Origin of the sequence: Streptococcus sp. HMSC068F04 (assembly GCF_001837455.1) — a bacterium.
Lineage (GTDB): Bacteria > Bacillota > Bacilli > Lactobacillales > Streptococcaceae > Streptococcus > Streptococcus salivarius_D.
In genome coordinates this window covers 1-26,818 of the sequence record NZ_KV832538.1, presented here as the reverse complement: position 1 = coordinate 26,818, position 26,818 = coordinate 1, and the positions used below count along the sequence as shown (strand labels likewise).

Sequence of the window (26,818 nt, the reverse complement as noted above, 5' to 3'; positions counted from 1 at the left end):
GAGGCTAGAAACAGTTTTTCGTTCGCCTTGCATAAGGAAAATATCAAAAATAAAAGGTATAAAAAATGACATACGAAGTTAAATCTCTTAATGAAGAATGTGGTGTTTTTGGTATCTGGGGTCACCCGGATGCTGCCAAATTAACTTATTTCGGACTTCACAGTCTCCAACACCGTGGTCAAGAGGGAGCAGGAATTCTCTCAAATGATGCGGGTCAATTGAAGCGTCATCGTGATATGGGGCTTCTCTCAGAAGTTTTCCGTGATCCAGCCAACTTGGATAAGCTAACTGGAACGGCTGCTATCGGTCATGTTCGTTATGCGACTGCTGGTGAAGCTTCTGTAGACAATATTCAACCATTCATGTTTAAGTTTCACGATGGACAGCTTGGTCTTGCTCATAATGGGAATTTGACTAATGCAGAGTCACTAAGACATGAGTTGGAGAAAAATGGAGCTATCTTAAACTCAACTTCTGACTCAGAAATCTTAGCTCACTTGATTCGTCGTAGCCACAACCCATCATTCATGGGTAAAGTAAAAGAAGCTCTGAGCACTGTTAAAGGTGGATTTGCTTATCTTCTTATGATTGAGGACAAGCTTATTGCAGCTTTGGATCCAAATGGCTTCCGTCCCCTTTCTCTTGGTAAGATGAGCAATGATGCTATCGTGGTTTCATCTGAAACATGTGCCTTTGAGGGTGTTGGTGCAGAATGGATTCGGGATGTAAATCCAGGTGAGGTTGTTATCATCGATGATAATGGCATCACTTACGATAACTATACAACGGATACGCAATTGGCTGTTTGTTCGATGGAGTATATCTACTTTGCCCGTCCTGATTCAAATATCCAAGGGGTCAATGTCCATACAGCTCGTAAACGTATGGGGGCTCAATTGGCACGTGAATTCAAACATGAAGCAGATATAGTCGTTGGTGTGCCTAATTCATCACTTAGCGCAGCCATGGGATTTGCGGAAGAATCAGGCTTGCCAAATGAAATGGGTTTGATTAAAAACCAATACACTCAACGTACCTTTATCCAACCAACACAAGAATTGCGTGAGCAAGGAGTTCGTATGAAGCTCTCTGCCGTATCAGGTGTTGTGAAAGGAAAACGTGTGGTTATGATTGACGACTCTATTGTACGTGGGACAACATCACGTCGTATCGTTAATTTGCTAAAAGAAGCAGGAGCAACAGAGGTCCACGTAGCAATCGGTAGCCCAGCCCTTGCCTACCCATGTTTCTACGGTATCGATATTCAAACACGTAAGGAATTGATCGCCGCCAATCATACGGTTGAGGAAACACGCGAAATCATTGGTGCGGATAGCTTGACTTACTTGTCCATTGATGGCTTGATTGATTCTATTGGAATTGACACAGATGCACCAAACGGTGGCCTTTGTGTGGCTTACTTTGATGGTAAATATCCAACACCATTGTATGACTACGAAGAACGCTATTTGGAAAGTTTGAAAGAACACACTTCTTTCTATTAAGAGCAGTGCAGAAGAAAAAAGAGGAAAAAATTATGTCTAAAAATGCTTACGCTTCACGTCTCACTACTGACTAAAAGCTAAAGCATTTGTCAGTAGACACTTTGCCCTATGGGGTCAAAGCTAGAGACCTGACTAGTATTTTTAGATAAAAAGATGGTTCATCTAAAAATACGTCGCACTCTTTCTCGAAAAAAGAAAAGGAATAAATAAAATGACAAATAAAAATGCTTACGCTCAATCGGGTGTGGATGTTGAAGCAGGTTATGAAGTTGTTGAACGTATCAAAAAACACGTTGCCCGTACAGAGCGTGCAGGTGTCATGGGAGCTCTCGGTGGCTTCGGTGGTATGTTCGACCTTTCAAAAACAGGTGTTAAAGAGCCTGTTTTGATCTCAGGTACAGATGGTGTCGGTACTAAACTCATGCTTGCTATTAAGTACGACAAACACGATACTATCGGTCAAGACTGTGTTGCTATGTGTGTTAACGATATCATCGCCGCAGGTGCTGAGCCCCTTTACTTCCTTGACTACGTAGCAACTGGTAAAAATGAACCAGCTAAATTGGAGCAGGTCGTTGCTGGTGTTGCTGAAGGTTGTGTGCAAGCTGGTGCAGCCCTTATTGGTGGTGAAACTGCTGAAATGCCTGGTATGTATGGTGAAGACGACTATGATTTGGCAGGTTTCGCGGTAGGTATCGCAGAAAAATCTCAAATCATCGACGGCTCAAAAGTAGCTGAAGGTGACGTGCTTCTTGGACTTGCTTCAAGCGGTATCCACTCCAACGGTTACTCACTCGTGCGTCGTGTATTTGCTAATTACACAGGGGAAGAAGTTCTCCCAGAGCTTGAAGGCAAAAAACTTAAAGACGTTCTTCTTGAACCAACTCGTATCTACGTCAAAGCAGCTTTGCCACTCATCAAAGAAGAATTGGTTAACGGTATTGCCCACATCACAGGTGGTGGTTTCATCGAAAATGTACCACGTATGTTCTCAGATGACTTGGCTGCTGAAATTGATGAAAGCAAAGTGCCAGTTCTTCCAATTTTTAAAGCCCTTGAAAAATATGGTGAAATCAAACATGAAGAAATGTTTGAAATCTTCAACATGGGTATTGGTCTCATGCTTGCGGTTAAACCAGAAAATGTTGAACGTGTCAAAGAACTTCTTGACGAACCTGTTTATGAAATTGGTCGTATTGTGAAGAAAGATGGCGCAAGTGTGGTGATAAAATAATGGTGAAATCACCATTTTATACGGAGAAATTGTAGAAAGGAGTGTTTAGTTAGCAAGCCTAACTGAACACGGGACTCATTTTCTAGGAAAAAAGAGAAATCATTGCTGGGTGCTTGCACACAAAATGATTTCCTATTTTTCTACGAAACTGTTCGGCTAGCCGAAACGTCCCTTTGTATCGAATATGAAGATTGCTGTTTTTGCCTCTGGCAACGGCTCAAACTTTCAGGTGATTGCGGAACAATTTCCAGTAGAATTTGTTTTTTCAGATCACCGTGATGCCTATGTCTTAGAACGTGCCAAGAATCTTGGTGTGACTAGCCATGCCTTTGAGCTCAAGGAATTTGACAATAAAACGGCTTATGAAGAAGCTATCGTCAAACTCTTGGATGAACACCAGATTGATTTGGTTTGCTTGGCGGGTTATATGAAAATCGTTGGCCCAACCTTGCTGGCAGCTTATGAAGGTCGTATCATAAATATCCACCCGGCTTATCTTCCTGAATTTCCAGGTGCTCATGGCATTGAGGATGCTTGGAATGCAGGTGTTGACCAGTCTGGTGTGACTATTCACTGGGTGGATTCTGGTGTTGATACCGGTAAGGTTATCAAACAAGTCCGTGTGCCACGCCTTGAAGGTGATACCCTTGATACTTTCGAAACTCGTATCCACGAAACAGAGTACAAGCTCTATCCAGAAGTCTTGGATAGTTTGGGAGTTGCACGAAAATAAGAAAGCCCTAGAGCTGAAAGATAATTTTTGACTGTAGCAGCTAAAGAACTTTTTTAAAAAAGGAAAAGAAAGAAAATGACTAAACGAGCACTTATTTCAGTCTCAGACAAAGCGGGCATTGTTGAATTTGCCCAAGAACTCAAGAAACTTGGTTGGGATATCATCTCAACAGGTGGGACCAAAGTTGCCCTTGATAATGCTGGGGTAGACACCATTGCCATCGATGATGTGACTGGTTTCCCAGAAATGATGGACGGTCGTGTGAAGACTCTCCACCCAAATATCCATGGTGGTCTCCTCGCTCGTCGTGACCTCGATAGCCACCTCCAAGCGGCTAAGGATAATAATATCGAACTTATCGACCTTGTTGTGGTAAACCTTTACCCATTCAAGGAAACCATCCTCAAACCAGACGTAACTTATGCTGATGCGGTTGAAAACATCGATATCGGTGGGCCATCTATGCTTCGTTCAGCAGCTAAAAACCACGCTAGCGTAACAGTTGTGGTAGACCCTGCTGACTATGCTGTTGTTCTTGACGAATTGTCAGCAAACGGCGAAACAAGTTACGAAACTCGTCAACGTTTGGCAGCAAAAGTATACCGTCACACAGCTTCATACGACGCTTTGATTGCGGAATACTTCACAGCTCAAGTGGGTGAAACAAAACCTGAAAAACTCACTTTGACCTATGACCTCAAGCAACCAATGCGTTACGGTGAAAACCCTCAACAAGACGCAGACTTCTACCAAAAAGGTTTGCCAACGGCTTACTCAATTGCTTCAGCTAAACAGCTTAACGGTAAAGAATTGTCTTTCAACAATATCCGTGACGCTGATGCCGCTATCCGTATCATCCGTGATTTCAAAGACCGTCCAACAGTTGTGGCTTTGAAACACATGAACCCATGTGGTATCGGTCAAGCTGACGACATCGAAACAGCTTGGGACTACGCTTATGAAGCTGACCCAGTATCAATCTTCGGTGGTATCGTAGTCCTCAACCGTGAAGTTGACGCTGCGACAGCTAAGAAAATGCACGGTGTCTTCCTTGAAATCATCATTGCACCAAGCTACACAGACGAAGCGCTTGAAATCTTGACAACTAAGAAGAAAAACTTGCGTATCCTTGAGTTGCCATTTGACGCTCAAGACGCTAGCGAAGTGGAAGCAGAATACACTGGTGTTGTTGGTGGTCTCCTCGTTCAAAACCAAGACGTTGTTAAAGAAAGTCCAGCTGACTGGCAAGTGGTTACTAAACGCCAACCAACAGAGACAGAAGCGACAGCTCTTGAGTTTGCTTGGAAAGCTATCAAGTATGTGAAATCAAATGGTATCATCGTAACTAATGACCACATGACACTTGGTGTTGGCCCAGGTCAAACCAACCGTGTGGCTTCAGTCCGTATCGCCATTGAGCAAGCTAAAGACCGCCTTGATGGTGCTGTTCTTGCTTCAGATGCCTTCTTCCCATTTGCAGATAACGTAGAAGAAATCGCCAAAGCAGGTATCAAAGCAATCATCCAACCAGGTGGATCAGTACGTGACCAAGAGTCAATCGAAGCTGCTGATAAACATGGTTTGACAATGATCTTTACAGGCGTTCGTCACTTCCGTCATTAAGAATTTACAAAGCATCCAAGAAATTGGATGTTTTTTAGATTCCTTAAGCTTCCTTTAAGCTCTCCAAGTTATACTAATACCATCCTAAATAACTTTTTTCATTTTCATAATCTCCCAAGAGGTGGTCCAAGTGGCTGCCTTTTTTGTGTCCAAATTTGGATACATACCCATATCTCCGAACAAATATGTTATAATGGTTATGTATAATTCGTGAAAATTGCTAATTTTTCCGAATGATTGTCGTTAACGGGCATTTGCCCCTAGTCTTATTTGATATTGAGGTATCTTTCAAATGAAACTTTTGGTTGTTGGTTCTGGTGGTCGTGAACATGCGATTGCCAAGAAATTATTGGAGTCTAAGGACGTTGAGCAAGTTTTCGTGGCTCCTGGTAATGACGGGATGACATTGGACGGTCTTGATTTGATCAATATCGGAATTTCCGAACATTCTAAGCTGATTGACTTCGCAAAAGCGAACGATATTGCTTGGACCTTTATCGGTCCAGATGATGCCCTTGCAGCTGGTATCGTGGATGATTTCAATGCGGCTGGACTCAAAGCCTTTGGTCCTACCAAGGCTGCGGCTGAGCTTGAGTGGTCTAAGGATTTTGCTAAGGAAATCATGGTCAAGTACGACGTTCCGACAGCAGCCTATGGCACATTTTCAGATTTCGAGGAAGCCAAGGCCTACATTGAGGAAAAAGGCGCTCCAATCGTCGTCAAGGCAGACGGCTTGGCCCTTGGGAAAGGTGTCGTCGTTGCTGAAACGGTTGAGCAAGCCGTCGAAGCTGCTCACGAGATGCTTTTGGACAATAAATTCGGTGATTCAGGTGCGCGTGTGGTCATCGAGGAATTCCTTGACGGGGAAGAGTTTTCTCTCTTTGCCTTTGTCAATGGGGAAAAGTTCTACATCATGCCAACGGCTCAGGACCACAAACGTGCTTATGATGGCGACAAGGGTCCTAACACTGGTGGGATGGGTGCCTATGCGCCAGTTCCTCACTTGCCACAGAGCGTGGTTGACACAGCGGTTGACACTATTGTCAAGCCAGTTCTTGAAGGTATGATCAAAGAAGGTCGTCCTTACACTGGTGTCCTTTACGCTGGACTTATCTTGACAGCTGATGGCCCTAAAGTCATCGAGTTCAACTCACGTTTTGGTGATCCTGAAACACAAATCATCTTGCCTCGTTTGACATCTGACTTTGCACAAAACATCACTGACATTTTGGAAGGTAAAGAGCCAGCCATCACTTGGACGGACAAGGGTGTGACACTTGGTGTGGTTGTAGCCTCAAACGGCTACCCACTCGCTTATGAGAAGGGTATCAAACTTCCAGCCAAGACAGAGGGTGACATCATCACTTACTATGCTGGTGCTAAATTCGCTGAAAATGGCCAAGACCTCCTCTCAAACGGAGGACGTGTCTACATGCTTGTCACAACAGCAGATACCGTCAAAGATGGCCAAAACATTATCTACAACGAACTCAGCAACCAAAACACAGAAGGCCTCTTCTATCGTACGGATATCGGTAGCAAGGCTAACAAATAAAACTCTTTGAAAATCTTCGATTGACTGTGTTAAAGCTCCTTGATGAACGTTAGTTCTATCTTCGTCGCTTTGCCTTGTCACTCTGTGATTTTCTTTGAGTTTTCGAATATCAATGCTATTTTAGGCGACGAAGTCGCCAATCCGATAATGGTCGCCGTGGTGAAAAGACCAGAACAGGATCTGTTCTGGTCGGGGGAAACTTTGAGACTTTAGGCTCAAAGTTTAGGAATGAAACCGAAGGTTTGCTTCCGTCCCCACCACCTAAGACCATTATCAAAAAAGAAAAAGGATATTAACTATGAAACCAGTAATTTCCATTATCATGGGCTCAAAATCTGACTGGGCAACCATGCAAAAAGCCGCTGAAGTCCTCGACAACTTTGGTGTCGCTTACGAAAAGAAAGTTGTTTCCGCACACCGTACACCGGACCTCATGTTCAAGCATGCCGAAGAAGCACGTAGTCGTGGCATCAAGGTCATCATCGCAGGTGCTGGTGGCGCTGCTCACTTGCCAGGTATGGTTGCTGCTAAAACAACCCTTCCAGTCATTGGTGTTCCAGTCAAATCACGTGCCCTCAGTGGCGTGGATTCGCTCTATTCTATCGTTCAGATGCCAGGTGGTGTTCCAGTCGCAACCATGGCTATCGGTGAAGCTGGTGCGACTAATGCAGCCCTCTTTGCCCTTCGTCTCCTCTCAGTAGAAGACAAGGCCATTGCGGATGCGCTTGCTAACTTTGCTGAAGAACAAGGAAAAATCGCAGAGGAGTCTACAAATGAGCTCAACTAAAACCATTGGAATCATCGGTGGTGGCCAGCTCGGTCAGATGATGGCTATCTCAGCTATTTACATGGGCCACAAGGTTATCACCCTTGATCCTGCGGCAGATTGTCCATCTTCTCGTGTGTCTGAGGTTATCGTGGCACCTTATGACGATGTGGACGCCCTTCGTCAGTTGGCGGACCGCTGTGATGTTCTCACTTATGAGTTTGAAAATGTCGATGCTGACGGCCTTGATGCTGTTATCAAAGACGGTCTGCTCCCACAAGGAACAGACCTGCTTCGCATTTCTCAAAACCGTATTTTTGAGAAGGACTTCCTCTCAAACAAGGCTAAAGTGACGGTTGCGCCTTATAAGGTCGTGACATCTAGCCTTGATTTGGAAGATATTGACCTTTCTAAAAAATACGTCCTCAAGACAGCGACAGGTGGTTACGATGGCCACGGTCAAAAAGTCATCACATCAGTCGACGATTTGGAAGAGGCAAATGCCCTTGCTAACTCAGCCGAGTGTGTCTTGGAAGAGTTCGTCAACTTCGACCTCGAGATTTCGGTCATCGTGTCTGGTAACGGCAAGGATGTGACGGTTTTCCCAGTTCAGGAAAATATCCATCGCAACAACATCCTCTCTAAAACTATTGTGCCTGCCCGTATTTCTGACAGTCTAGCTGAGAAAGCTAAAGCTATGGCTGTGAAGATTGCTGAGCAACTTAACCTCTCTGGTACCCTCTGTGTGGAAATGTTTGCGACAGCTGATGATATCATCGTCAATGAAATCGCACCACGCCCACACAATTCAGGCCACTACTCAATTGAAGCCTGTGACTTTTCACAGTTTGACACGCATATCTTAGGTGTTCTCGGTGCACCGCTTCCAGCAATCCACCTTCATGCACCTGCTATCATGCTCAACGTCCTCGGCCAACACGTCGAAGCAGCTGAGCGTTATGTCACAGAAAATCCAAGCGCCCACCTCCACATGTATGGTAAACTAGAAGCGAAGCACAACCGCAAAATGGGACATGTGACTTTTTTTAGTGATGAACCAGATAGTGTGGTTGAGTTTGGGAAAGGAATTGATTTTTAGGTGAGAATAGCAATCCTAGGACTCGGAGTTATCGGGACCACTTACGCCTACGCTTTTCAAAAAGCAGGTCATCAAGTAGAACACGTACTTAGAGACAGTAAGCGAAACAATGCTCCAAAATCCCTCTTGGTTGATTTGCTAGATGGTCGCTATCATTCCAAGGGTGAAAACAAACACGACACCTATGAAGTTCATGTGGCAGAAGCTCATTCGGAATATGATTTTATTTTTCTCAGTGTGCGTCATGGTTTTGTCAAAGAAGCCGTGGAAACCTTGCGAAAAAATAATATCAAAGGCACCCTCGTTTTCTTCTGCAATTTCTGGAATACACGAAAAGAGGTCCAAGAGTGGGCAGGAGATTACGACTATATTCTGGCTTTTCCGACAGCGGGCGGTCATATGCAGGAGGACCATTTGGATGGTGTCTTGTTCGACCATTTAATGCTAGAAGGTGAGCAAAAAGCAGACATTTCTAACTATGCTGATCTGACAGATTTATTGACTTCTGCAGATTTGAAGTGGGAAGTTCCTCATGATATGGTCGAGTGGATTTGGATTCACATGGCGATTAATGCGGGTGTTACTTCGACAGCTGCTCGTTCAGGAAATTTGGAAAACCCAGAAGAATTGGCTTTGAACTTGATGAATAGTTCTTCGGAATTATCATTAGCCATCAAGGCCATTCGAGAGGCTTTGAAAGTCGTAGAAGCGCGTGGCGTAAATTTGAAGCTTTACAAAGCTGAACTCTTACCTTACAAAATTCCCTCGTGGATTGCCGGAAAAGCCATGAAAATCATGTTTGCGAAAAATGAGCTGACAAGAAAAATCATGACCTTGCACAATGATAAACAAGATATCTTCTACTGTTGTCAAAGTGTCTATCAGACGGGTCAGGAGTTAGGTGTTGAGATTCCCATTCTTGAAGCAAATATGAAGGGCATTTCGCTTTAGGAGGTTTTTATAATTCAACTCATCGTCAACGCATTTGTTGAATGAAAGCAAAGAAACTGCTGTTGAGGAAGTGATCTTTTCCAGTTTCAATCATGAAAAAGTATAAGCCAAATATCAAGGATTAAAGATTTAATATTCAAACAATTATCTGGCTATTTATGGTTTGTCATTGGACACAGATCTACGTATCCATCAGTGGCAATTGGGAAAGGGAAATTTGAATAAGAAAGGAATTTGTTTAAGGTGGAATACATGGGAAAAACAAGTTTAGAAGAGTTTAGCTTAGGAACATTAAAAGACACTCCTACGGATATAGATTCTTTTGAAATAAATAAATATACCAAAGGATTAAAAGAATTTCTTGTTAACTGCGAAACTCCTATGACCGTTGCGATTCAAGGTGATTGGGGAACGGGTAAGACCAGTATTATGAAACAGGTCAAGAAATTTTTATTAGAAGATAATAAGGATGTTGTTGAAATCATTGAATTTAATACGTGGCAATATTCTCAATTTAATATGGATGAAGATTTAGCGCTCTCATTAATCTGTGAATTAATAGAGAGTTTAAAAGGGGATAAAGGCAGTGTGGATAAAGTTAAAAATATCCTTATTGCGATGTCAAAAATTCCCATTTCTATGTCTGGTTTGAGTGGAGGAGATGAAATTGTAGATAATCTTGTAGAAGCGTTCTCTAAAAAAATATCAAGTTTAAAAGAATTTAAAGCTGAGTTTCAGAAGTTAGTAGATAAAAAAACAGATTTTGATGGTTTAATTTTAAGAAAGCGGAGAGTGATTATTTTTATTGATGATTTAGATCGATTAGCACCCGCTAAAGCTGTTGAACTGTTAGAGGTACTAAAGTTATTTTTAGATTGTGAAGGTTGTGTATTTATTTTAGCAATTGATTCGAATGTAATTATTAAGGGTATTGAAGATAAATATGGTGAGGATCTAGCAAAGGATAAAGGTAAAGCTTTTTTTGATAAAATTATTCAGGTACCTTTTACAGTACCTTTAAAACAGTATGATATGAAAAAATTTATAAAATCAGCTTTAGTAGACGACATAAGTATATTTGATAGTCTAAATAGTGAAGAACTGCTTATTATTGAGAAACTTATTTTGAATTCTTTAGGGAATAATCCTAGGGGGATTAAAAGACTATTTAATCATTATAGTCTGCTACTTTATATTCAAAATATAGAAGATGGGGTTGATGTTAATCAGTGGTCAAATATAGAGAAAATACAACTATTATCTGTATTGTGTCTACAATTAGGATTTGATAATATATATAATACATTTCTTGATATGATAGAATTAGGAAAATTGAAAGATGAATTATATAATTTAGAATCGGATTGGAGTAATCAAGAACCTGGAGTCATTAATGGGGAGGTTGTACGTTTATCAGAAATAGAATTTATAAAGATTTTTCTTGAACCATTCAAACAAAAAAAAGAACTTGATATGGATTCTTTAGAAGCAAAATTAACACTGTCCACATCTACCTCTATGGTAGCACAGCAATATACAGTTACGGGATCTGCTGTTTTTAAAGAATTTTGGAGTGAATTTTCCAAATTTATAAAAACTAAAGATTTTGAGTATGAACATAGTGGCAATGAAGTGAAATCTAGATATTATAGAGTGAAAAATAGCAAACGAGAGTCCCTCCATTGTGAATTCAGGGTAAATAACTCTTCCGTTGGGTTAGTATACGGTGATACTAAGAGGCCAACTTTTAATAAATTATTATTGGATCAAGAGAAACAATTGAAATCAGAGTTTTCAGATTGTGATGTATATATAAGACAATGGGGTAAAAATAATTATAATAATATTCCGGGTATACGTATTATGAACAACTCTATCGGCTTGCAAGATAAGGAAAATTGGAAGAATATTTTTACATGGTTCGTTGATACGCTTAATTCGTTATCTGAATTAATCAATGATGGGAAGAATAAATAAATTTCGTTAGAAAATATAAAAGAGAACCATGATTCTCGTATTCGTATAAAAGAAAACCAGACTAAACTAAAACTTTAAAATTAGAAAGGATAGGACATTAGGTTTAACGGAACTGAACTTGGGCGACCTTCCATATAAAATATAAATACTAGAAAGGAACAAGGGCACTCGTATTCACTAAAACTGAATACGGGCTACGGACTTCCTAATTGTAAACAAAGAAAGGAAATGGGCATCTAGTTTGCAGAACTGAACCCGGGCGGAAAGCTCGGAATTTAGATAAACCTCCTAGGACGCAAGCGTCCGTCGTTGGTTTCCTAAAATTCAGTCGCTTTCTAGTCGTCCTTGGTATCTTAATTATGATTGAACGTTACTCTCGCCCTGAGATGGCGAACATTTGGACTGAAGAAAATAAATACCGTGCTTGGCTTGAGGTGGAAATCTTGGCTGACGAGGCATGGGCTGAGTTGGGAGAAATCCCTAAGGAAGATGTGGCTTTGATTCGTGAAAAAGCGGACTTTGACATCGACCGTATTCTTGAAATCGAGCAGCAAACTCGTCACGATGTGGTTGCCTTCACACGTGCGGTTTCTGAAACGCTTGGTGAAGAGCGTAAGTGGGTTCACTATGGTTTGACTTCTACTGACGTGGTAGATACTGCCTATGGTTATCTCTACAAACAAGCCAACGATATCATCCGCAAGGACCTTGAAAACTTCACTAAAATCGTGGCAGACAAGGCGAAAGAACACAAGTTTACTATCATGATGGGTCGTACCCACGGTGTGCACGCTGAGCCTACAACATTTGGTCTTAAATTGGCCACTTGGTATAGCGAAATGAAACGTAACATCGAGCGTTTCGAGCATGCGGCTGCTGGTGTGGAAGCTGGTAAGATTTCTGGTGCGGTTGGTAACTTTGCCAACATCCCACCATTTGTTGAAAAATACGTCTGCGACAAGCTTGGTATCCGTGCTCAAGAAATCTCTACACAGGTCCTTCCTCGTGACCTTCACGCTGAGTACTTTGCAGTTCTTGCGAGCATTGCAACTTCTATCGAACGCATGGCGACTGAGATCCGTGGTCTTCAAAAATCTGAACAACGTGAAGTGGAAGAGTTCTTCGCTAAAGGTCAAAAAGGGTCTTCAGCAATGCCTCACAAACGTAACCCTATCGGTTCTGAAAATATGACAGGTCTTGCACGTGTTATCCGTGGTCACATGGTAACAGCTTATGAAAATGTGTCACTCTGGCATGAGCGTGATATCTCTCACTCATCAGCTGAGCGTATCATCACACCAGATACAACCATCTTGATTGACTACATGCTTAACCGTTTTGGAAATATCGTCAAGAACTTGACGGTCTTCCCAAAAAACATGATCCGCAACATGAACTCTACATTTGGTTTGATCTTCAGCCAACGTGCGATGCTTACTTTGATTGAAAAAGGCATGACTCGTGAGCAAGCTTACGACCTTGTTCAACCAAAGACTGCCCAATCATGGGATAATCAAGTAGACTTCAAACCACTTCTTGAAGCAGATCCAGAGGTAACTTCTCGCCTCACCCAAGAAGAAATCGACGAGATTTTCAACCCTGTTTACTACACTAAACGTGTTGATGAAATCTTCGAACGCATCGGTTTGGGTGACTAACCTAAACAAAGTAACAGAAAGCAGGGCAGACCTGCTTTTTTTGATGGTGACATTTATGTCACTATTTTTGATTCCTTTTCAGCCTTATAATAGAGTCATCGCTAGAAAACTGTCAGGAAGGAGAAGTTAGCCATCTTAAAAGGACGATTTAACTATTTACCGGAACTTAGCCTCCTAATAGTAAGCATTGCTTATAGTATCATCCGCATCATGAATGATTTTGGAAGTATCAAAGCCCCTCTCGGTTTTTAGATATGGATATTCCTAGTGGTTCCTTACTGTTACTTATTTTACTTATTATTTTAAAAAGTGATGTAAGATAATAATTTCTTAAGTTACCTTTAAGCTTATTAAAGTATATTATAACCATCCTAATAAAGCAGCTAGCAGTAAACAAAACTTTTCATAACAAATCTCCCCGAAGAAAGTCTAGAAATCTAGGCTTTTTTCTTCTTTTTTGAGGTTTTATTAGGATATTTTAAGAAAACACTTGAAAACCCTTCCAAAACAAGGTAATATAGTTATATAAAGATTCTATTGGACAAGCGGTCACTTTGGAGGATTAGGAAGAAGAGGTTGGGAAGCCTGTACAATCGTATCTTTTCAGTGGTCTCTGGGCTGCTGTGAAAATCCCTTTGGGGATTTTTTTCTGTGATTTAAGGTTTCTTTAAGGTAGAGAGGTTATACTTTAAGTCTCCTAAATAACTTTTACTGAACCTTGTTCAGTAAGTCTCGTTGGCTTACACTTTTTGTAGAACAACGAACTTTTCTTTTTCATAATCTCCAAAAGAGCTCAACACCATGTGTTGGGTTCTTTTTTTGGTCACTAAAAAAACGCCCTTAGGCGTTTTAAATATGGCTTACATCTCGTCTGGAGCTTCAACACCGAGAAGGCGAAGGGCTTCTTTGAGGACTGTTGCTGTTGCGTAGCAAAGAGCCAAACGGCTGTCACGTTCTGGGCTTTCGTCCAAGATACGTGTGTGCGCATAGTATTTGTTGAAGGCTTGGGCCAAGCTGATAGCAAATTTAGCAACGATAGATGGTTCAAAGTTATCTGATGCACGGTTGATGATACGTGGGAAGTCTTGGATGAGTTTGATGATTTCCCAGCTTTCAACGTCGTTTAGGCTGTATGTGGCATCTGCAGATGGCGTGAAGTCAGCCTTGCGCAAGATAGATTGGATACGAGCGTGAGCATACTGTACGTAAGGTCCAGTTTCCCCCTCGAAGGATACCATGGCATCAAGGTCGAAGTCATAACCATTCATGCGGTCTGTTTTAAGGTCGTAGAACTTGATAGCTCCGACACCAACAGCGTGGGCAACAGCTTCCTTGTTAGGCAAGTTTGGATTCTTAGCTTCGATTTGAGCTTGAGCACGGTTAACAGCTTCAGCGATAGTTGGCTCAAGTAAGATAACGTTACCCTTACGAGTTGACAATTTCTTACCGTTCTTAGTTACTAGACCAAAGGCAACGTGAGTCATGTCGTCAGACCAGTCGTAACCCATTTCTTTAAGAACAGCTTTCAACTGTTTGAAGTGGGCAGATTGTTCATTACCAACCACATAGATGGCTTTGGCAAAGTCGTAAGTACGTTTACGGTAGAGGGCAGCAGCCAAGTCACGTGTGATGTAAAGAGTTGCACCATCTGATTTTTTGATGAGGGCTGGGTGTTCGATACCGTATTTTTCAAGGTTAACCACTTGGGCACCTTGAGATTCTTGGAGAAGTCCTTTTTCTGTCAAGATGTCAACGACTTCATCCATCTTATCATTGTAGAAAGCTTCACCGTTGTAGCTATCAAATGAAACACCAAGTTCATCATAGAGACGGTTGAATTCTACTAAGCTTTCGTCACGGAACCATTGCCAGAGGGCAGTTGCTTCCTCGTCACCAGCTTCCAATTTACGGAACCATTCACGAGCTTCTTCATCTACAGATGGGTCTTCTTCAGCTTCAGCATTGATACGCACATAAAGTTGAAGGAGTTCATTGATAGGGTTGGCTTTGACAGCTTCCTCGCTACCCCATTTCTTATAGGCAACAATCAGCATACCAAACTGTTTACCCCAGTCACCCAAGTGATTGATGCGGACTGGTTTGTAGCCTTGTTTAGCTACGATGTTGGCAAGAGCGTCAGCGATAACTGTTGAACGCAAGTGACCGATAGAGAAAGGTTTAGCGATGTTAGGACTAGACATATCAAAGGCAATGTTACGTCCGTGACCGATGTTTTGGTCAGCGTAGTGGCTGCCTTGAGCGATGACTTGTCCAAGAACGTCCGCTGAGATTTTTGATTTATCAAGGAAAAAGTTGATGTAAGGACCAACAGCTTCAACCTTTTCAAAGTTTGAGGCATCGATTTTTTCAGCGATGTCTGCTGCAATCATTTGAGGAGCCTTACGCAAGACTTTAGCCAATGAGAAGGCAGGAAAGGCGAGGTCTCCCATGTCAGCATTTTTAGGGGTTTCAAGCAGATTTTGAATGTTTTCTTGTTCCAATTCAGGAACAACTTTGGCAATTTCTGCTGCAATGAGTTCTTTAGTATTCATAGGTACTCCATTTCAAATCTTGTCATTCATACCTATTTTACCATTATTTTAGTTAATAGGGTAGGGACAAGAAAGCATCTATTAGGAAGAATTCCATGAAAAAATACAAAAATTCTGTTATAATATGCAAAGAATATACATAAAAAGAGGAAAGATAATGAAGAGAGATCGTCAAGCTGTTATCAAACAGATGATTTCAAGAGATAAGATTGGGACACAAGAGGAAATTAAGCAACGCCTAGAGGCGGAAGGTATCACGGTTACTCAGGCTACCTTGTCACGTGACTTGCGTGAGATTGGCCTCTTGAAGCTTCGTGATGAAGAAGGCAGACTCTACTATAGTTTGTCTGAGCATGTGCTTCCAAGTTTGGATCCTACGGTTAAGGACTATGTTAAATCAGTTTCACGTGCTCAGTTTATGCTGGTCCTTCACACAGAGTTGGGTGAAGCTGATGTTTTGGCCAACTTAATTGACAGTGATGGCAACCCTGAAATTTTAGGAACCGTTGCTGGTGCAGATACCCTCTTGGTAATCTGTAAGGATGCTGTGGTTGCTGAAAAACTGGAAAGCGAGTTTCACTGATGAACACTCCTCATCAGGATCTCCAAAAAGCCAAAGAAGAGTTAATCGACCTCCTCAAACACCATGAGGCGGTTCTTGCTTTTCAAGATGCTGAGAAGGCCATTGGACAGGTACCTCAAATCAGTCATCTAGCTGGACAGATGAAGGCTTATCAACAAGAAGCAGTGCTTTTTCAAAAAATTGAGAAACAACGTGCCTATGAGGAGGCAGGCGAACAAGCAGATTTGATTCAGCATGAGTTGGAAAATTTGCCTATTGTTCAGGACTACCGTCAAAAAATGCAGGATGCCAGTGACTTGATCCAATATGTGACTAAGTCTATCGAAGAAAGGATTAACGAGGAGTTAAGACATGGTTAAGGAAAAAATATCTCCAGGAATGCAGCAGTATTTGGATATCAAGGAAAATTATTCAGATGCTTTTTTGCTCTTTCGTATGGGTGATTTTTACGAATTATTTTATGATGATGCCGTTAAGGCTGCCCAGATTTTGGAAATTAGCCTAACCAGTCGTAATAAGAACGCCGATAATCCCATTCCTATGGCTGGTGTTCCTTATCATTCAGCTCAAGCCTATATTGATGTCTTGGTTGAGATGGGCTACAAGGTAGCCATTGCTGAGCAGATGGAGGATCCTAAACAGGCTGTTGGTGTGGTTAAGCGTGAGGTGGTTCAGGTTATCACGCCAGGGACAGTGGTTGACAGTTCTAAACCTGATAATGCCAACAATTTCTTGGTAGCCATTGACAAGGCTGGAAGTCGTTTTGGTCTGGCCTATATGGATGTGTCAACGGGTGAATTTTTTGCGACAGAGTTGGACGATTTCAGTTCAGTTTGTAGTGAAATTCAGAACCTTAAGGCACGTGAAGTAGTAGTTGGTTATGATTTACCTGAAGCTGATGAACAAGTTTTGGTGAAGCAACTCAACCTTCTACTCTCTAAGGAAACAGAGGTTTACGATGATGTCCACTTGATTGACACTAGCTTGACAGACTTGGAAAGCAGTGTAGCGGGTAAACTTCTCCAGTATGTGCACCGTACTCAGATGCGTGAGCTCAGCCATTTACAAAAGGCTCAGCACTATGAGATTAAGGATTACTTGCAGATGTCCTATGCGACCAAGTCGAGTTTGGATTTACTGGAAAATGCTAGAACAGGCAAGAAACACGGTTCTCTTTTCTGGCTCTTGGATGAAACCAAGACAGCTATGGGAATGCGTCTCTTACGAACTTGGATTGACCGTCCTTTAGTGAATCAGGCTGCAATCATGGAGCGCCAGAATATTATCCAAGTATTCTTGGACAATTTCTTCGAGCGTAGTGATCTGACTGAGAGTCTTAAAGGGGTTTACGATATTGAGCGCTTGGCTAGTCGTGTTTCCTTCGGCAAGGCTAATCCTAAAGATTTGATTCAACTAGGTCATACCCTAGCTCAGGTTCCAGTTATTAAGTCGATTTTGGAGTCTTTTAATGATGAGGCCTTGTCACGTCTTTTACAAGAGTTAGATGCTCTGCCAGAATTAGAGAGTCTGATTCGGTCGGCTATTGATCCCGATGCTCCAGCAACCATTACAGAAGGTGGCATTATCCGTGCTGGTTTTGATGAGACCTTGGACAAGTATCGCAAGGTGATGAGTGAGGGGACATCATGGATTGCAGACATCGAAGCCAAGGAACGTGAAGCGTCTGGTATTACAACACTAAAAATTGATTATAACCGTAAAGATGGTTATTACTTCCATGTGACCAACTCTAACCTTAGCTTGGTTCCTGACCATTTCTTCCGCAAGGCAACCTTGAAAAATTCAGAGCGCTTTGGAACTGCTGAGTTGGCTAAGATTGAAGGTGAAATGCTTGAGGCACGTGAAAAATCATCAACGCTAGAGTATGATATTTTCATGCGTGTCCGTGAGCAGGTTGAACGCTATATTGACCGTCTGCAATCTTTGGCTAAGGCCATTGCGACAGTCGATGTGCTTCAGAGTTTGGCAGTTACAGCTGAGACTAATCATTATGTTCGTCCTGTGTTCAATGATGAGCATCGTATCGTTATTGATCAAGGCCGTCATGCGGTGGTTGAGAAGGTTATGGGCGTTCAGGAATACATTCCAAACACGATTACCTTTGACAGTCAGACCAATGTTCAGCTCATCACAGGACCAAATATGAGTGGTAAATCTACTTATATGCGTCAGTTGGCCTTGTCAGTCGTTATGGCTCAGATGGGGTCTTACGTACCAGCAGATAGTATTGATTTGCCAGTTTTTGACGCCATCTATACACGTATTGGTGCTGCAGATGACTTGATTTCAGGTCAGTCGACCTTCATGGTTGAGATGATGGAGGCTAATCAGGCCATTAAGCGGGCAACACCTAATTCCTTGATTATTTTTGATGAGTTGGGACGTGGGACAGCCACCTATGATGGTATGGCTTTGGCCCAGTCTATCATCGAGTTTATTCATGACAAGGTGGGGGCTAAAACCATGTTTGCTACCCACTATCATGAGTTGACAGCCCTGTCAAATACTTTGACACACCTTGTCAACGTTCATGTGGCGACACTTGAAAAGGACGGAGAGGTGACTTTCCTTCACAAGATTGTCGATGGCCCAGCCGATAAATCTTATGGTATTCATGTGGCTAAGATTGCAGGTTTACCAGCAGATTTACTGGAACGTGCTGACACCATCTTGACACAATTAGAGGGCGAGACAGTTACCATCCAACCTCAGGAAAAGGTATCGCCTCAAGAGAAGCCTGCCACTGAAACGCATATTAACGAGCAAATCTCACTCTTTGATGATTTTACTGAAAATCCGGTTCTTCAAGAGTTACGTGATTTGGATATTTACAATATGACACCGATGCAGGTCATGATGGCTGTAGCAGATTTAAAACAGAAACTATAAAAGAAGCTTGTCATTGACAGGCTTCTTGTCTTTTATAGGTGTTTCAATTCTTGGTTGAGTTGTTCAATATCCTTTTTCATTTTCCAATAAGAGAAGACCCAAACGAGGAGATAGATAAAGCTGAATTCAATGACTAGCTCCAAGTAGAAAGTTAAACGTAGAGGGAACCATCCGCTGAGGGTAGCTAGTGGAATGAAACCTAGACAGGTCAAGGCGTAGTGAGTGAGGGTTGCACGAAGCAAACTCCATTCAGCCTTACGGAAAATATAACTAGCGACTTCAAAGAGGATACCGATAGCAAACCAAGTGATGAGGCAGTAGGCCAATACCAAAGATCCGTGAACCTGATGTGACGTCATCCATTGTCCAATAGCTGAATGAGGATTAAGAGGCATGTAGCTTGGTGCCCAGATAAGAGACATAATCATGGATACGGCAAGTCCGATAAGGATGCCCTTTGTGCCTGATTTAAAAAGTTGCTTTTTCATTGTAATTTCTCCTTTATTGCTTTGAGGTAACGGCGTGATGAGTAGGTGGTTTCCTTGTTTTTAAGGTGAATTTCAACGAGGCCGTTAGGAGTAATGTTGAAGTGTTCAATTTCTTTGAGGTTGACAATCTCTGATTGTGAGATTTTGATAAAGTAAGATGGCAGTTTTTCTAAAACTTGATAGAGACGTAAGCCTAAGTGGTACTCTCCTTGAATAGTTTCAGCTAGAACTTGACGATTTTCGATGTAAATTCTGGAAATAACATTAGACTCGATGAGATAGGTTTCGCCATCTTTTTTTCCTTTGAGTCGTTGGTTATCATCCAAAGATTCGACAAACTCGACCACTTGCTGAATCTTGGGCGTTCGACTAGGTGCTTGAATCTGCAACGTTTCTTCTTGAAATACCGAGTCAATCTGAACTTTTAGTTTCATAACTATCCTTTCTTATTTGTAATTGAGGAGGCCTCCTCCCTTTCACACCTTTATTAAACACTATTTACTAGCCCACAGCAACAGCGTTTGTCTATGTGGTCCTATGTGGTGTCTAAGTGGTTGAAAATATTTTCGAAAACCCCTATACTTAATGAAAACGTACTGACGAGGTAATCACATGAAATCTATAACGAAATGGCTAGCAGGAATTTTTCTTGCCTGCAGTCTAATTTTGAGCTTTTCTACACCTTTTGAAAAGGCACTAACACTGAACTTGCTTTTGCTTTATTTCTTTGTTAAGCAGTTTATGGATTCGACAAGCTCACCCAAAACCTACCAATGGATTTTCCAAGTCACCTACCTCTTGATTTTTTCTGGGCTCATTTGGTTCAACCTTCGTCATGGGGATATGATTGTTATAGCTACAGCCTTATCTTGGCTAACAGTTGTGTGTGAGTTATGGCTTTATAGGAAGCATCAGTAACAGTTAGAAACAATGTTCTATCAACCTTTTAGAAGGGAAAATAATAATTATGCCAAAAATCATCGAATTGCCTGAGGTGTTAGCCAACCAGATTGCTGCTGGTGAGGTCGTAGAGCGTCCAGCCAGTGTTGTTAAAGAGTTGGTGGAAAATGCTATTGATGCAGGTAGCACCCAGATTACCATTGAAGTTGAAGAATCAGGCCTCTCAAAAATTCAAATCACAGACAATGGCGAAGGAATGGCTCAAGCTGATGTGGCCATGAGTTTGCGCCGTCATGCAACAAGTAAAATCAAAAATCAAGGAGATCTCTTTCGTATTCGAACCCTTGGTTTTCGAGGTGAGGCCCTCCCCTCTATAGCTTCTATCAGTTACTTAACTATTGTGACAGCAGCGGATGGAGAAGCCTACGGGACTAAACTGGTTGCCAAAGGTGGAGAAATTGAGAGTCAGGATCCTATTTCAACACCGGTTGGAACAAAGATTACCGTTGAAAATCTATTTTATAACACCCCAGCTCGTCTCAAGTATATGAAGAGTTTACAGGCTGAGTTGGCTCATATTGTCGATGTTGTCAATCGTCTGAGTCTAGCTCATCCCGAGGTTGCCTTTACCTTACTTAATGATGGTCGTCAGTTGACACAGACATCAGGTACTGGAGACCTCCGTCAAGCTATTGCTGGTATTTATGGTTTGACAACGGCTAAAAAAATGGTGGAAATTTCAAATTCTGATCTTGATTTTGAAGTTTCTGGATATGTTAGTCTCCCTGAGTTAACCCGTGCGAATCGTAACTACATCACGATTCTCATTAACGGACGTTATATTAAAAACTTCCTGCTTAACCGTGCTATTTTTGATGGTTATGGTTCTAAACTCATGGTAGGACGCTTCCCTATTGCGGTTATTGATATTCAGATTGATCCTTATTTGGCTGATGTCAATGTTCACCCAACCAAGCAGGAAGTACGTATTTCTAAAGAAAAAGAGCTCATGGCCCTTATCAGCTCTGCCATTGCTCAAAGCCTCAGAGAGCAGGATTTGATTCCTGATGCCCTTGAAAATCTAGCCAAGTCTAGTACCAGAGGTGCAGCTAAGCCAGTTCAAACCAGTCTTCCACTCAAACAAACCAATCTTTACTATGATAGCAGTCGTAATGATTTCTTTGTCAAACCAGAGACAGTCCAAGAAGATATCAAACCTCTTGTATCAGAGTCAGAGTCTCCAGTTTCATCGGTAGAAAATAAACCGCAACCTTCTGTTAAACAGGCACAACGTTCAGTAGATGAAGGTGATAGCGAACACGAAAAACTTGATTATAAAAACAAGGCGAAAATGAAGCGCATGCTTGAAAATCTGGATAATGAGGAAACATCAACCTTCCCTGAATTAGAGTTTTTTGGTCAAATGCATGGAACCTATCTCTTTGCGCAAGGACAAGGTGGACTTTACATCATTGACCAACATGCTGCTCAAGAACGTGTCAAGTATGAGTACTATCGTGAAAAGATCGGTGAGGTTGACAGCAGTTTACAACAGCTCTTGGTTCCCTATCTCTTTGAATTTTCAGGTTCAGATTACATCAGTTTACAAGAAAAAATGCCCCTTCTGAACCAGGTTGGTATCTATTTAGAGCCTTATGGGAATAATACCTTCATTCTTCGTGAACATCCTATCTGGATGAAGGAAGAAGAGATTGAATCAGCAGTCTATGAAATGTGTGACATGCTTCTTTTGACGAATGAAGTGTCTGTTAAGACCTACCGTGCTGAGTTGGCCATCATGATGAGTTGTAAACGTTCAATCAAGGCTAATCATGCACTTGATGATTACTCTGCGCGTGACCTCCTAGTACAGCTTGCACAGTGTAAAAATCCCTACAATTGCCCTCACGGACGTCCAGTACTTGTCAACTTTACCAAGTCTGATATGGAAAAAATGTTCCGTCGTATCCAAGAAAATCATACGAGTCTACGTGACCTAGGGAAGTATTAAAACTTTTTTTGGTCTTGCTTTACGAATAGGAATGTTAGATTTATAATAGTGGTGAAGATGAGGAATCTTCTAATGTTTTAGCGGATCATTGTAGGATGATTGCCTGATTTTTAAGTTAGGAGGTATAGTGATGAGACACCTAACAAAAACTAATAAACACTTTTTACTTGTTGGCTTAACATTTTTAGCGACTAGCTTGATTTTCTATATTTTGGCCTGGTTAGGTCAACCAAGTTTGGAGAATATTCTCGTAAATGTTTCTAGCATTGCCTTTACTTTAGGCGTTGTAACATATATTCTATTAGGTCTAAAGATGATTACAGATACTTTAAAGACGAGTAGTCATCCTTAAAATAGAGCAAACAGAATCCACTTTCGAGTGGATTTTTTGTTACAATAGTACAGCAGTGCTTGAGATGACAAATAAACATTCAAGGCAATTATCTTACGAGTATAAAATGATAAAGCAAACCATTGAAGAAACGAACGAGAAAGGAAATCACACGCTATGTATGATTACATCAAGGGAACTCTAGTGAAAATTACCGCCAAGTATATTGTTATAGAAGCAAACGGCTTAGGTTATATTGTCACTGTAGCGAATCCATATAGTTTTTCTGACCAAATGAATCAGACTATCCAAGTCTATCTTCATCAGGTTATTAGAGATGATGCCCACCTTCTTTTTGGTTTTCATACTGAAGATGAAAAAGAGGTCTTCCTTAAGCTTATTTCAGTTTCTGGAATAGGTCCGACGACTGCCCTAGCCATTGTTGCTGTAGATGATAATCAAGGCTTGGTGGCTGCCGTTGATAATAGTGACATCAAATACTTGATGAAGTTTCCAAAGATTGGTAAAAAGACAGCTCAACAAATGGTTCTGGACTTGGCAGGGAAATTTGCAGAGCTACCAACAGAAACGACCAAGACGACACCAAGTCAACCTGAAGGGAATTATCAATTGGATGAGGCTATGGAAGCCTTGCTTGCTCTTGGTTATAAAGCCGCAGAACTTAAGAAAATCAAAGCCTTCTTCGAAGGTACTAATGAAACGGCAGAGCAATACATTAAATCAGCTCTTAAGATGTTGATGAAATGAGGTAAGCAATGGTCAATCGTTGTCGTTGGGTTCCAACAAACAATAAATTATATTGTGATTATCATGACAAGGAGTGGGGAAAGCCTATTGGTGACGACCAAAAACTTTTTGAGCTGCTTTGCTTAGAAAGTTATCAGTCAGGGCTTTCTTGGTTAACCGTTTTAAATAAAAGACAGGCCTTTAATCGTGTTTTTCATGATTATGATATTGAGCGTGTTGCCCGGCTTAGTCTAAGTGAACTTGAAGATGCGCTTCAAAATCCAGACATCATTAGGCACAAACTTAAGCTAGAAGCAACCGTAAATAATGCCAAACAAGTACTAAAAATCCAAGATGAATTTGGCTCCTTGTCCCATTATTTTTGGCATTTCTTTGACGGAAAGCCCTTGATAAATAATGTTCCCACATATAAGGACGTCCCATCATCAACTGACTTATCCCAACAGATTGCCAAAAATCTAAAAAAGAGAGGGTTCAAATTTTTAGGACCGACTACTATATATTCATTTTTACAAGCCGCAGGATTTGTGAATGATCATGAAAACAACTGTGACTTCAAATAAATGAGTAGATTTGATTGACAAGACGAGAAAAACATGTTAGTTTATAAACGAACATGTTTTTGAGATTATTTTACGAATAGTAATACAGGTGAACCAATGAAAGCTGAATTGATTGCAGTAGGAACTGAAATCCTAACCGGGCAAATCACCAATACCAATGCCCAATTTTTATCTGAGAAACTAGCTGAACTAGGAATTGACGTGTATTTTCACACAGCAGTAGGAGATAATGAAAACCGCCTACTTTCAGTTCTTGATCAAGCCAGTCAGCGTAGTGATTTAGTCATACTTTGTGGTGGACTTGGCCCTACTGAGGACGACCTAACCAAGCAAACACTGGCTAAGTTCTTAGGAAAAGAACTCGTTTTTGATGAGGAAGCTAGTAAAAAACTGGATAGTTTCTTTGCTACTCGTCCTAAACACACACGAACGCCTAATAATGAACGTCAAGCACAAATTGTTGAGGGGGCTATTCCCTTGCAAAACCCGACAGGTCTTGCAGTTGGAGGCATCATTACTGCTCAAGGGGTGACCTATGTAGTCTTACCTGGTCCACCAAGTGAACTCAAACCTATGGTGAATCAAGAACTTATTCCAGCTCTTACAGAGAATCACTCAAGTCTTTATTCGAGAGTCCTAAGATTCTTTGGCGTTGGAGAAAGTCAATTAGTGACTATTCTGAAGGAGTTTATTGTTAACCAAACGGATCCAACCATAGCTCCATACGCTAAAGTGGGGGAAGTAACACTTCGCTTGTCAACAAAGGCTTCTTCGCAAGAAGAAGCAGATCAAAAACTAGATGTTTTAGAGAAACAAATTCGTTCGACTAAAACTCTAGATGGAAAATCCTTATCTGATTTCATTTATGGATATGGAGAGTCTAATAGTTTAGCCTTTGAAGCTTTTCGCTTGCTTAAGCACCATGGCAAGACTATCACTGCAGCTGAAAGCCTAACAGCAGGTTTATTTCAGGCTAGTATTGCTGATTTTTCAGGGGCCTCACAAGTATTTAAAGGTGGATTTGTTACTTATAGCATTGAAGAAAAAGCTAAAATGTTGGATATTCCCTTGTCGCAACTAGAAGAACATGGTGTTGTCAGTCATTTTACTGCAGAAAAAATGGCTGAAGGTGCTCGAGCTAAAACAGATAGCGATTATGGAATTGCACTTACCGGTGTAGCTGGACCAGATTCATTAGAAGGACACCCAGCAGGTACGGTATTTATTGGTATTGCTGATAGGAATCAAGTAAGGTCAATCAAGGTTGTTATAGGTGGAAGAAGTCGTTCTGATGTTAGATATATTAGTACCCTCTATGCCTTTAACCTAGTTCGCCAAGCTTTATTACAAGAAGACAACTTGATTTAAGTTTGTCTTTAACTATAGAAAGAAGAGGAAAATAAGTGGCTAAGAAAACAAAGAAAACAGAAGAAATTACAAAGAAATTTGGAGATGAGCGTCGTAAAGCACTTGATGATGCTTTGAAGAATATTGAAAAAGATTTTGGTAAAGGTGCAGTGATGCGTCTTGGTGAGCGTGCAGAGCAGAAAGTTCAAGTTATGAGTTCAGGCTCGCTAGCTTTGGATATTGCTCTTGGTGCAGGTGGTTATCCTAAAGGTCGTATTATTGAAATTTACGGACCAGAATCATCAGGTAAGACAACTGTAGCCCTCCATGCTGTTGCTCAAACACAAAAAGAAGGCGGAATTGCTGCCTTTATCGATGCAGAGCATGCCCTTGACCCTGCTTATGCGGCAGCCCTAGGTGTTAATATTGATGAGCTTCTTTTGTCACAACCTGATTCAGGTGAACAAGGTCTCGAAATTGCCGGTAAGCTGATTGACTCTGGTGCAGTTGATTTGGTTGTTGTTGACTCAGTTGCAGCTTTGGTACCTCGTGCAGAAATTGATGGAGATATTGGTGACAGCCATGTCGGACTTCAAGCGCGTATGATGAGTCAAGCCATGCGTAAGCTTTCTGCTTCTATCAACAAAACAAAAACAATTGCTATCTTCATTAACCAATTGCGTGAAAAAGTTGGTATTATGTTTGGTAATCCAGAAACAACCCCTGGTGGACGTGCTCTAAAATTCTATGCATCAGTACGTCTTGATGTACGTGGAAATACGCAAATCAAAGGGACTGGTGATAAAAAAGACCAAAATGTTGGTAAGGAAACTAAAATTAAGGTTGTTAAAAACAAGGTTGCTCCACCATTTAAAGAAGCCTTTGTTGAAATTATGTATGGTGAAGGGATTTCACAAACAGGTGAGCTTGTAAAAATCGCTAGTGACTTAGGCATTATTCAAAAAGCTGGAGCGTGGTTCTCATACAATGGAGAGAAGATTGGTCAAGGATCTGAAAATGCTAAAAAATATTTGGCAGATCATCCAGAAATTTTTGAAGAAATTGATCATAAAGTACGTGTACACTATGGTTTGATTGAACCAGATGAAGAGGATATTGTTGAAGAAGCACAAGTTGAAGAAACATCTGATGAACTTGTTTTAGACCTAGATTCAACCATTGAAATTGAAGAATAAGTGTAAAAGAGCCGACGAGCTCTTTTTTTCTGTTTTAATCTCTTGAATATACAATATAAGTGCACAAT

Annotated in this window: 23 protein-coding genes; 20 read left to right on the top strand and 3 right to left on the bottom strand. The window is 41.3% G+C overall.

Features of this window, described 5'->3' with window-relative positions; translation table 11 throughout:
- Positions 1-65 precede the first annotated feature (65 nt).
- The 10 genes from purF (at position 66) to purB (ending at position 13,101) form a co-directional block, all read left to right on the top strand.
- Positions 66-1,505 (top strand): amidophosphoribosyltransferase, encoded by a 1,440-nt coding sequence (purF, locus tag HMPREF2571_RS10010; protein ID WP_014633732.1) that lies wholly within the window; start codon positions 66-68, stop codon positions 1,503-1,505.
- Positions 1,506-1,716: 211 nt separating this feature from the next.
- Entirely contained in the window at positions 1,717-2,739 is a 1,023-nt protein-coding gene (gene purM, locus HMPREF2571_RS10005; protein WP_002886298.1) for a phosphoribosylformylglycinamidine cyclo-ligase, read from the top strand.
- A 184-nt stretch (positions 2,740-2,923) separates the two neighbouring features.
- A complete protein-coding gene (gene purN, locus HMPREF2571_RS10000) occupies positions 2,924-3,472 on the top strand; it encodes a phosphoribosylglycinamide formyltransferase (protein ID WP_002886299.1) in 549 nt (182 codons plus the stop codon).
- A gap of 75 nt (positions 3,473-3,547) precedes the next feature.
- Positions 3,548-5,095: a bifunctional phosphoribosylaminoimidazolecarboxamide formyltransferase/IMP cyclohydrolase gene (purH, locus tag HMPREF2571_RS09995; RefSeq protein ID WP_004181944.1), complete on the top strand. Its 1,548-nt coding sequence runs from the start codon at positions 3,548-3,550 to the stop codon at positions 5,093-5,095.
- Between the two features lie 292 nt (positions 5,096-5,387).
- Entirely contained in the window at positions 5,388-6,650 is a 1,263-nt protein-coding gene (purD, locus tag HMPREF2571_RS09990) for a phosphoribosylamine--glycine ligase (RefSeq protein WP_014633731.1), read from the top strand.
- Positions 6,651-6,948: 298 nt separating this feature from the next.
- On the top strand, positions 6,949-7,437 hold the full coding sequence (gene purE / locus HMPREF2571_RS09985; RefSeq protein WP_014633767.1) for a 5-(carboxyamino)imidazole ribonucleotide mutase: 489 nt from the start codon (positions 6,949-6,951) through the stop codon (positions 7,435-7,437).
- Positions 7,424-8,515 carry a 5-(carboxyamino)imidazole ribonucleotide synthase gene (gene purK / locus HMPREF2571_RS09980; RefSeq protein ID WP_045772355.1) on the top strand — a complete coding sequence of 364 codons (1,092 nt, stop codon included), beginning with the start codon at positions 7,424-7,426 and terminating at the stop codon, positions 8,513-8,515. The genes purE and purK overlap by 14 nt, the downstream gene beginning before the upstream one ends.
- Positions 8,516-9,466 (top strand): ketopantoate reductase family protein, encoded by a 951-nt coding sequence (locus HMPREF2571_RS09975; RefSeq protein ID WP_045772356.1) that lies wholly within the window; start codon positions 8,516-8,518, stop codon positions 9,464-9,466. It begins immediately after the preceding gene.
- Positions 9,467-9,718: 252 nt separating this feature from the next.
- Positions 9,719-11,443 (top strand): KAP family P-loop NTPase fold protein, encoded by a 1,725-nt coding sequence (locus HMPREF2571_RS09970; RefSeq protein WP_052698835.1) that lies wholly within the window; start codon positions 9,719-9,721, stop codon positions 11,441-11,443.
- 359 nt (positions 11,444-11,802) lie between these two features.
- Positions 11,803-13,101, top strand: coding sequence for an adenylosuccinate lyase (gene purB, locus HMPREF2571_RS09965; RefSeq protein WP_045772357.1), 1,299 nt, complete (start codon positions 11,803-11,805; stop codon positions 13,099-13,101).
- Positions 13,102-13,961: 860 nt separating this feature from the next.
- Here purB and argS read toward each other — a convergent pair.
- Positions 13,962-15,653 carry an arginine--tRNA ligase gene (argS, locus tag HMPREF2571_RS09960; RefSeq protein ID WP_045772358.1) on the bottom strand — a complete coding sequence of 564 codons (1,692 nt, stop codon included), beginning with the start codon at positions 15,651-15,653 and terminating at the stop codon, positions 13,962-13,964.
- Positions 15,654-15,807: 154 nt separating this feature from the next.
- Here argS and argR point away from each other — a divergent pair, with 154 nt between their 5' ends.
- From argR to mutS, 3 genes are read left to right on the top strand one after another with little or no spacing between them, the layout of a single operon-like run.
- Positions 15,808-16,236 (top strand): arginine repressor, encoded by a 429-nt coding sequence (gene argR, locus HMPREF2571_RS09955; RefSeq protein ID WP_170314548.1) that lies wholly within the window; start codon positions 15,808-15,810, stop codon positions 16,234-16,236.
- Positions 16,236-16,595 (top strand): YlbF family regulator, encoded by a 360-nt coding sequence (locus HMPREF2571_RS09950; protein ID WP_045772359.1) that lies wholly within the window; start codon positions 16,236-16,238, stop codon positions 16,593-16,595. The genes argR and HMPREF2571_RS09950 overlap by 1 nt, the downstream gene beginning before the upstream one ends.
- Positions 16,588-19,146, top strand: a complete 2,559-nt coding sequence (gene mutS, locus HMPREF2571_RS09945; RefSeq protein ID WP_070848043.1) for a DNA mismatch repair protein MutS — start codon at positions 16,588-16,590, stop codon at positions 19,144-19,146. Before HMPREF2571_RS09950 ends, mutS begins: the two co-directional genes overlap by 8 nt.
- Positions 19,147-19,178: 32 nt before the next feature.
- Here the strand turns inward: mutS and HMPREF2571_RS09940 are convergent, their stop codons facing one another.
- Complete coding sequence (locus tag HMPREF2571_RS09940; RefSeq protein ID WP_045768436.1) at positions 19,179-19,634, bottom strand: DUF3021 domain-containing protein; 456 nt, start codon at positions 19,632-19,634, stop codon at positions 19,179-19,181.
- Complete coding sequence (locus HMPREF2571_RS09935; RefSeq protein ID WP_014633722.1) at positions 19,631-20,068, bottom strand: LytTR family DNA-binding domain-containing protein; 438 nt, start codon at positions 20,066-20,068, stop codon at positions 19,631-19,633. Before HMPREF2571_RS09935 ends, HMPREF2571_RS09940 begins: the two co-directional genes overlap by 4 nt.
- Positions 20,069-20,246: 178 nt before the next feature.
- Between HMPREF2571_RS09935 and HMPREF2571_RS09930 the strand changes: the two genes are divergently transcribed.
- The 7 genes from HMPREF2571_RS09930 to recA all read left to right on the top strand — a co-directional run bounded on the left by HMPREF2571_RS09930 (position 20,247) and on the right by recA (position 26,750).
- Positions 20,247-20,552 (top strand): hypothetical protein, encoded by a 306-nt coding sequence (locus tag HMPREF2571_RS09930; protein WP_045002011.1) that lies wholly within the window; start codon positions 20,247-20,249, stop codon positions 20,550-20,552.
- A gap of 49 nt (positions 20,553-20,601) precedes the next feature.
- Complete coding sequence (gene mutL / locus HMPREF2571_RS09925; protein WP_014633720.1) at positions 20,602-22,545, top strand: DNA mismatch repair endonuclease MutL; 1,944 nt, start codon at positions 20,602-20,604, stop codon at positions 22,543-22,545.
- 130 nt (positions 22,546-22,675) lie between these two features.
- Positions 22,676-22,897, top strand: a complete 222-nt coding sequence (locus HMPREF2571_RS09920) for a hypothetical protein (protein ID WP_014633719.1) — start codon at positions 22,676-22,678, stop codon at positions 22,895-22,897.
- A gap of 156 nt (positions 22,898-23,053) precedes the next feature.
- Complete coding sequence (gene ruvA / locus HMPREF2571_RS09915; protein ID WP_014633718.1) at positions 23,054-23,644, top strand: Holliday junction branch migration protein RuvA; 591 nt, start codon at positions 23,054-23,056, stop codon at positions 23,642-23,644.
- A gap of 8 nt (positions 23,645-23,652) precedes the next feature.
- Positions 23,653-24,207 carry a DNA-3-methyladenine glycosylase I gene (locus HMPREF2571_RS09910; protein ID WP_014633717.1) on the top strand — a complete coding sequence of 185 codons (555 nt, stop codon included), beginning with the start codon at positions 23,653-23,655 and terminating at the stop codon, positions 24,205-24,207.
- Between the two features lie 96 nt (positions 24,208-24,303).
- Positions 24,304-25,575, top strand: a complete 1,272-nt coding sequence (locus HMPREF2571_RS09905; protein WP_049527564.1) for a competence/damage-inducible protein A — start codon at positions 24,304-24,306, stop codon at positions 25,573-25,575.
- Positions 25,576-25,610: 35 nt separating this feature from the next.
- Positions 25,611-26,750 (top strand): recombinase RecA, encoded by a 1,140-nt coding sequence (gene recA, locus HMPREF2571_RS09900; protein WP_014633715.1) that lies wholly within the window; start codon positions 25,611-25,613, stop codon positions 26,748-26,750.
- Positions 26,751-26,818 lie beyond the last annotated feature (68 nt).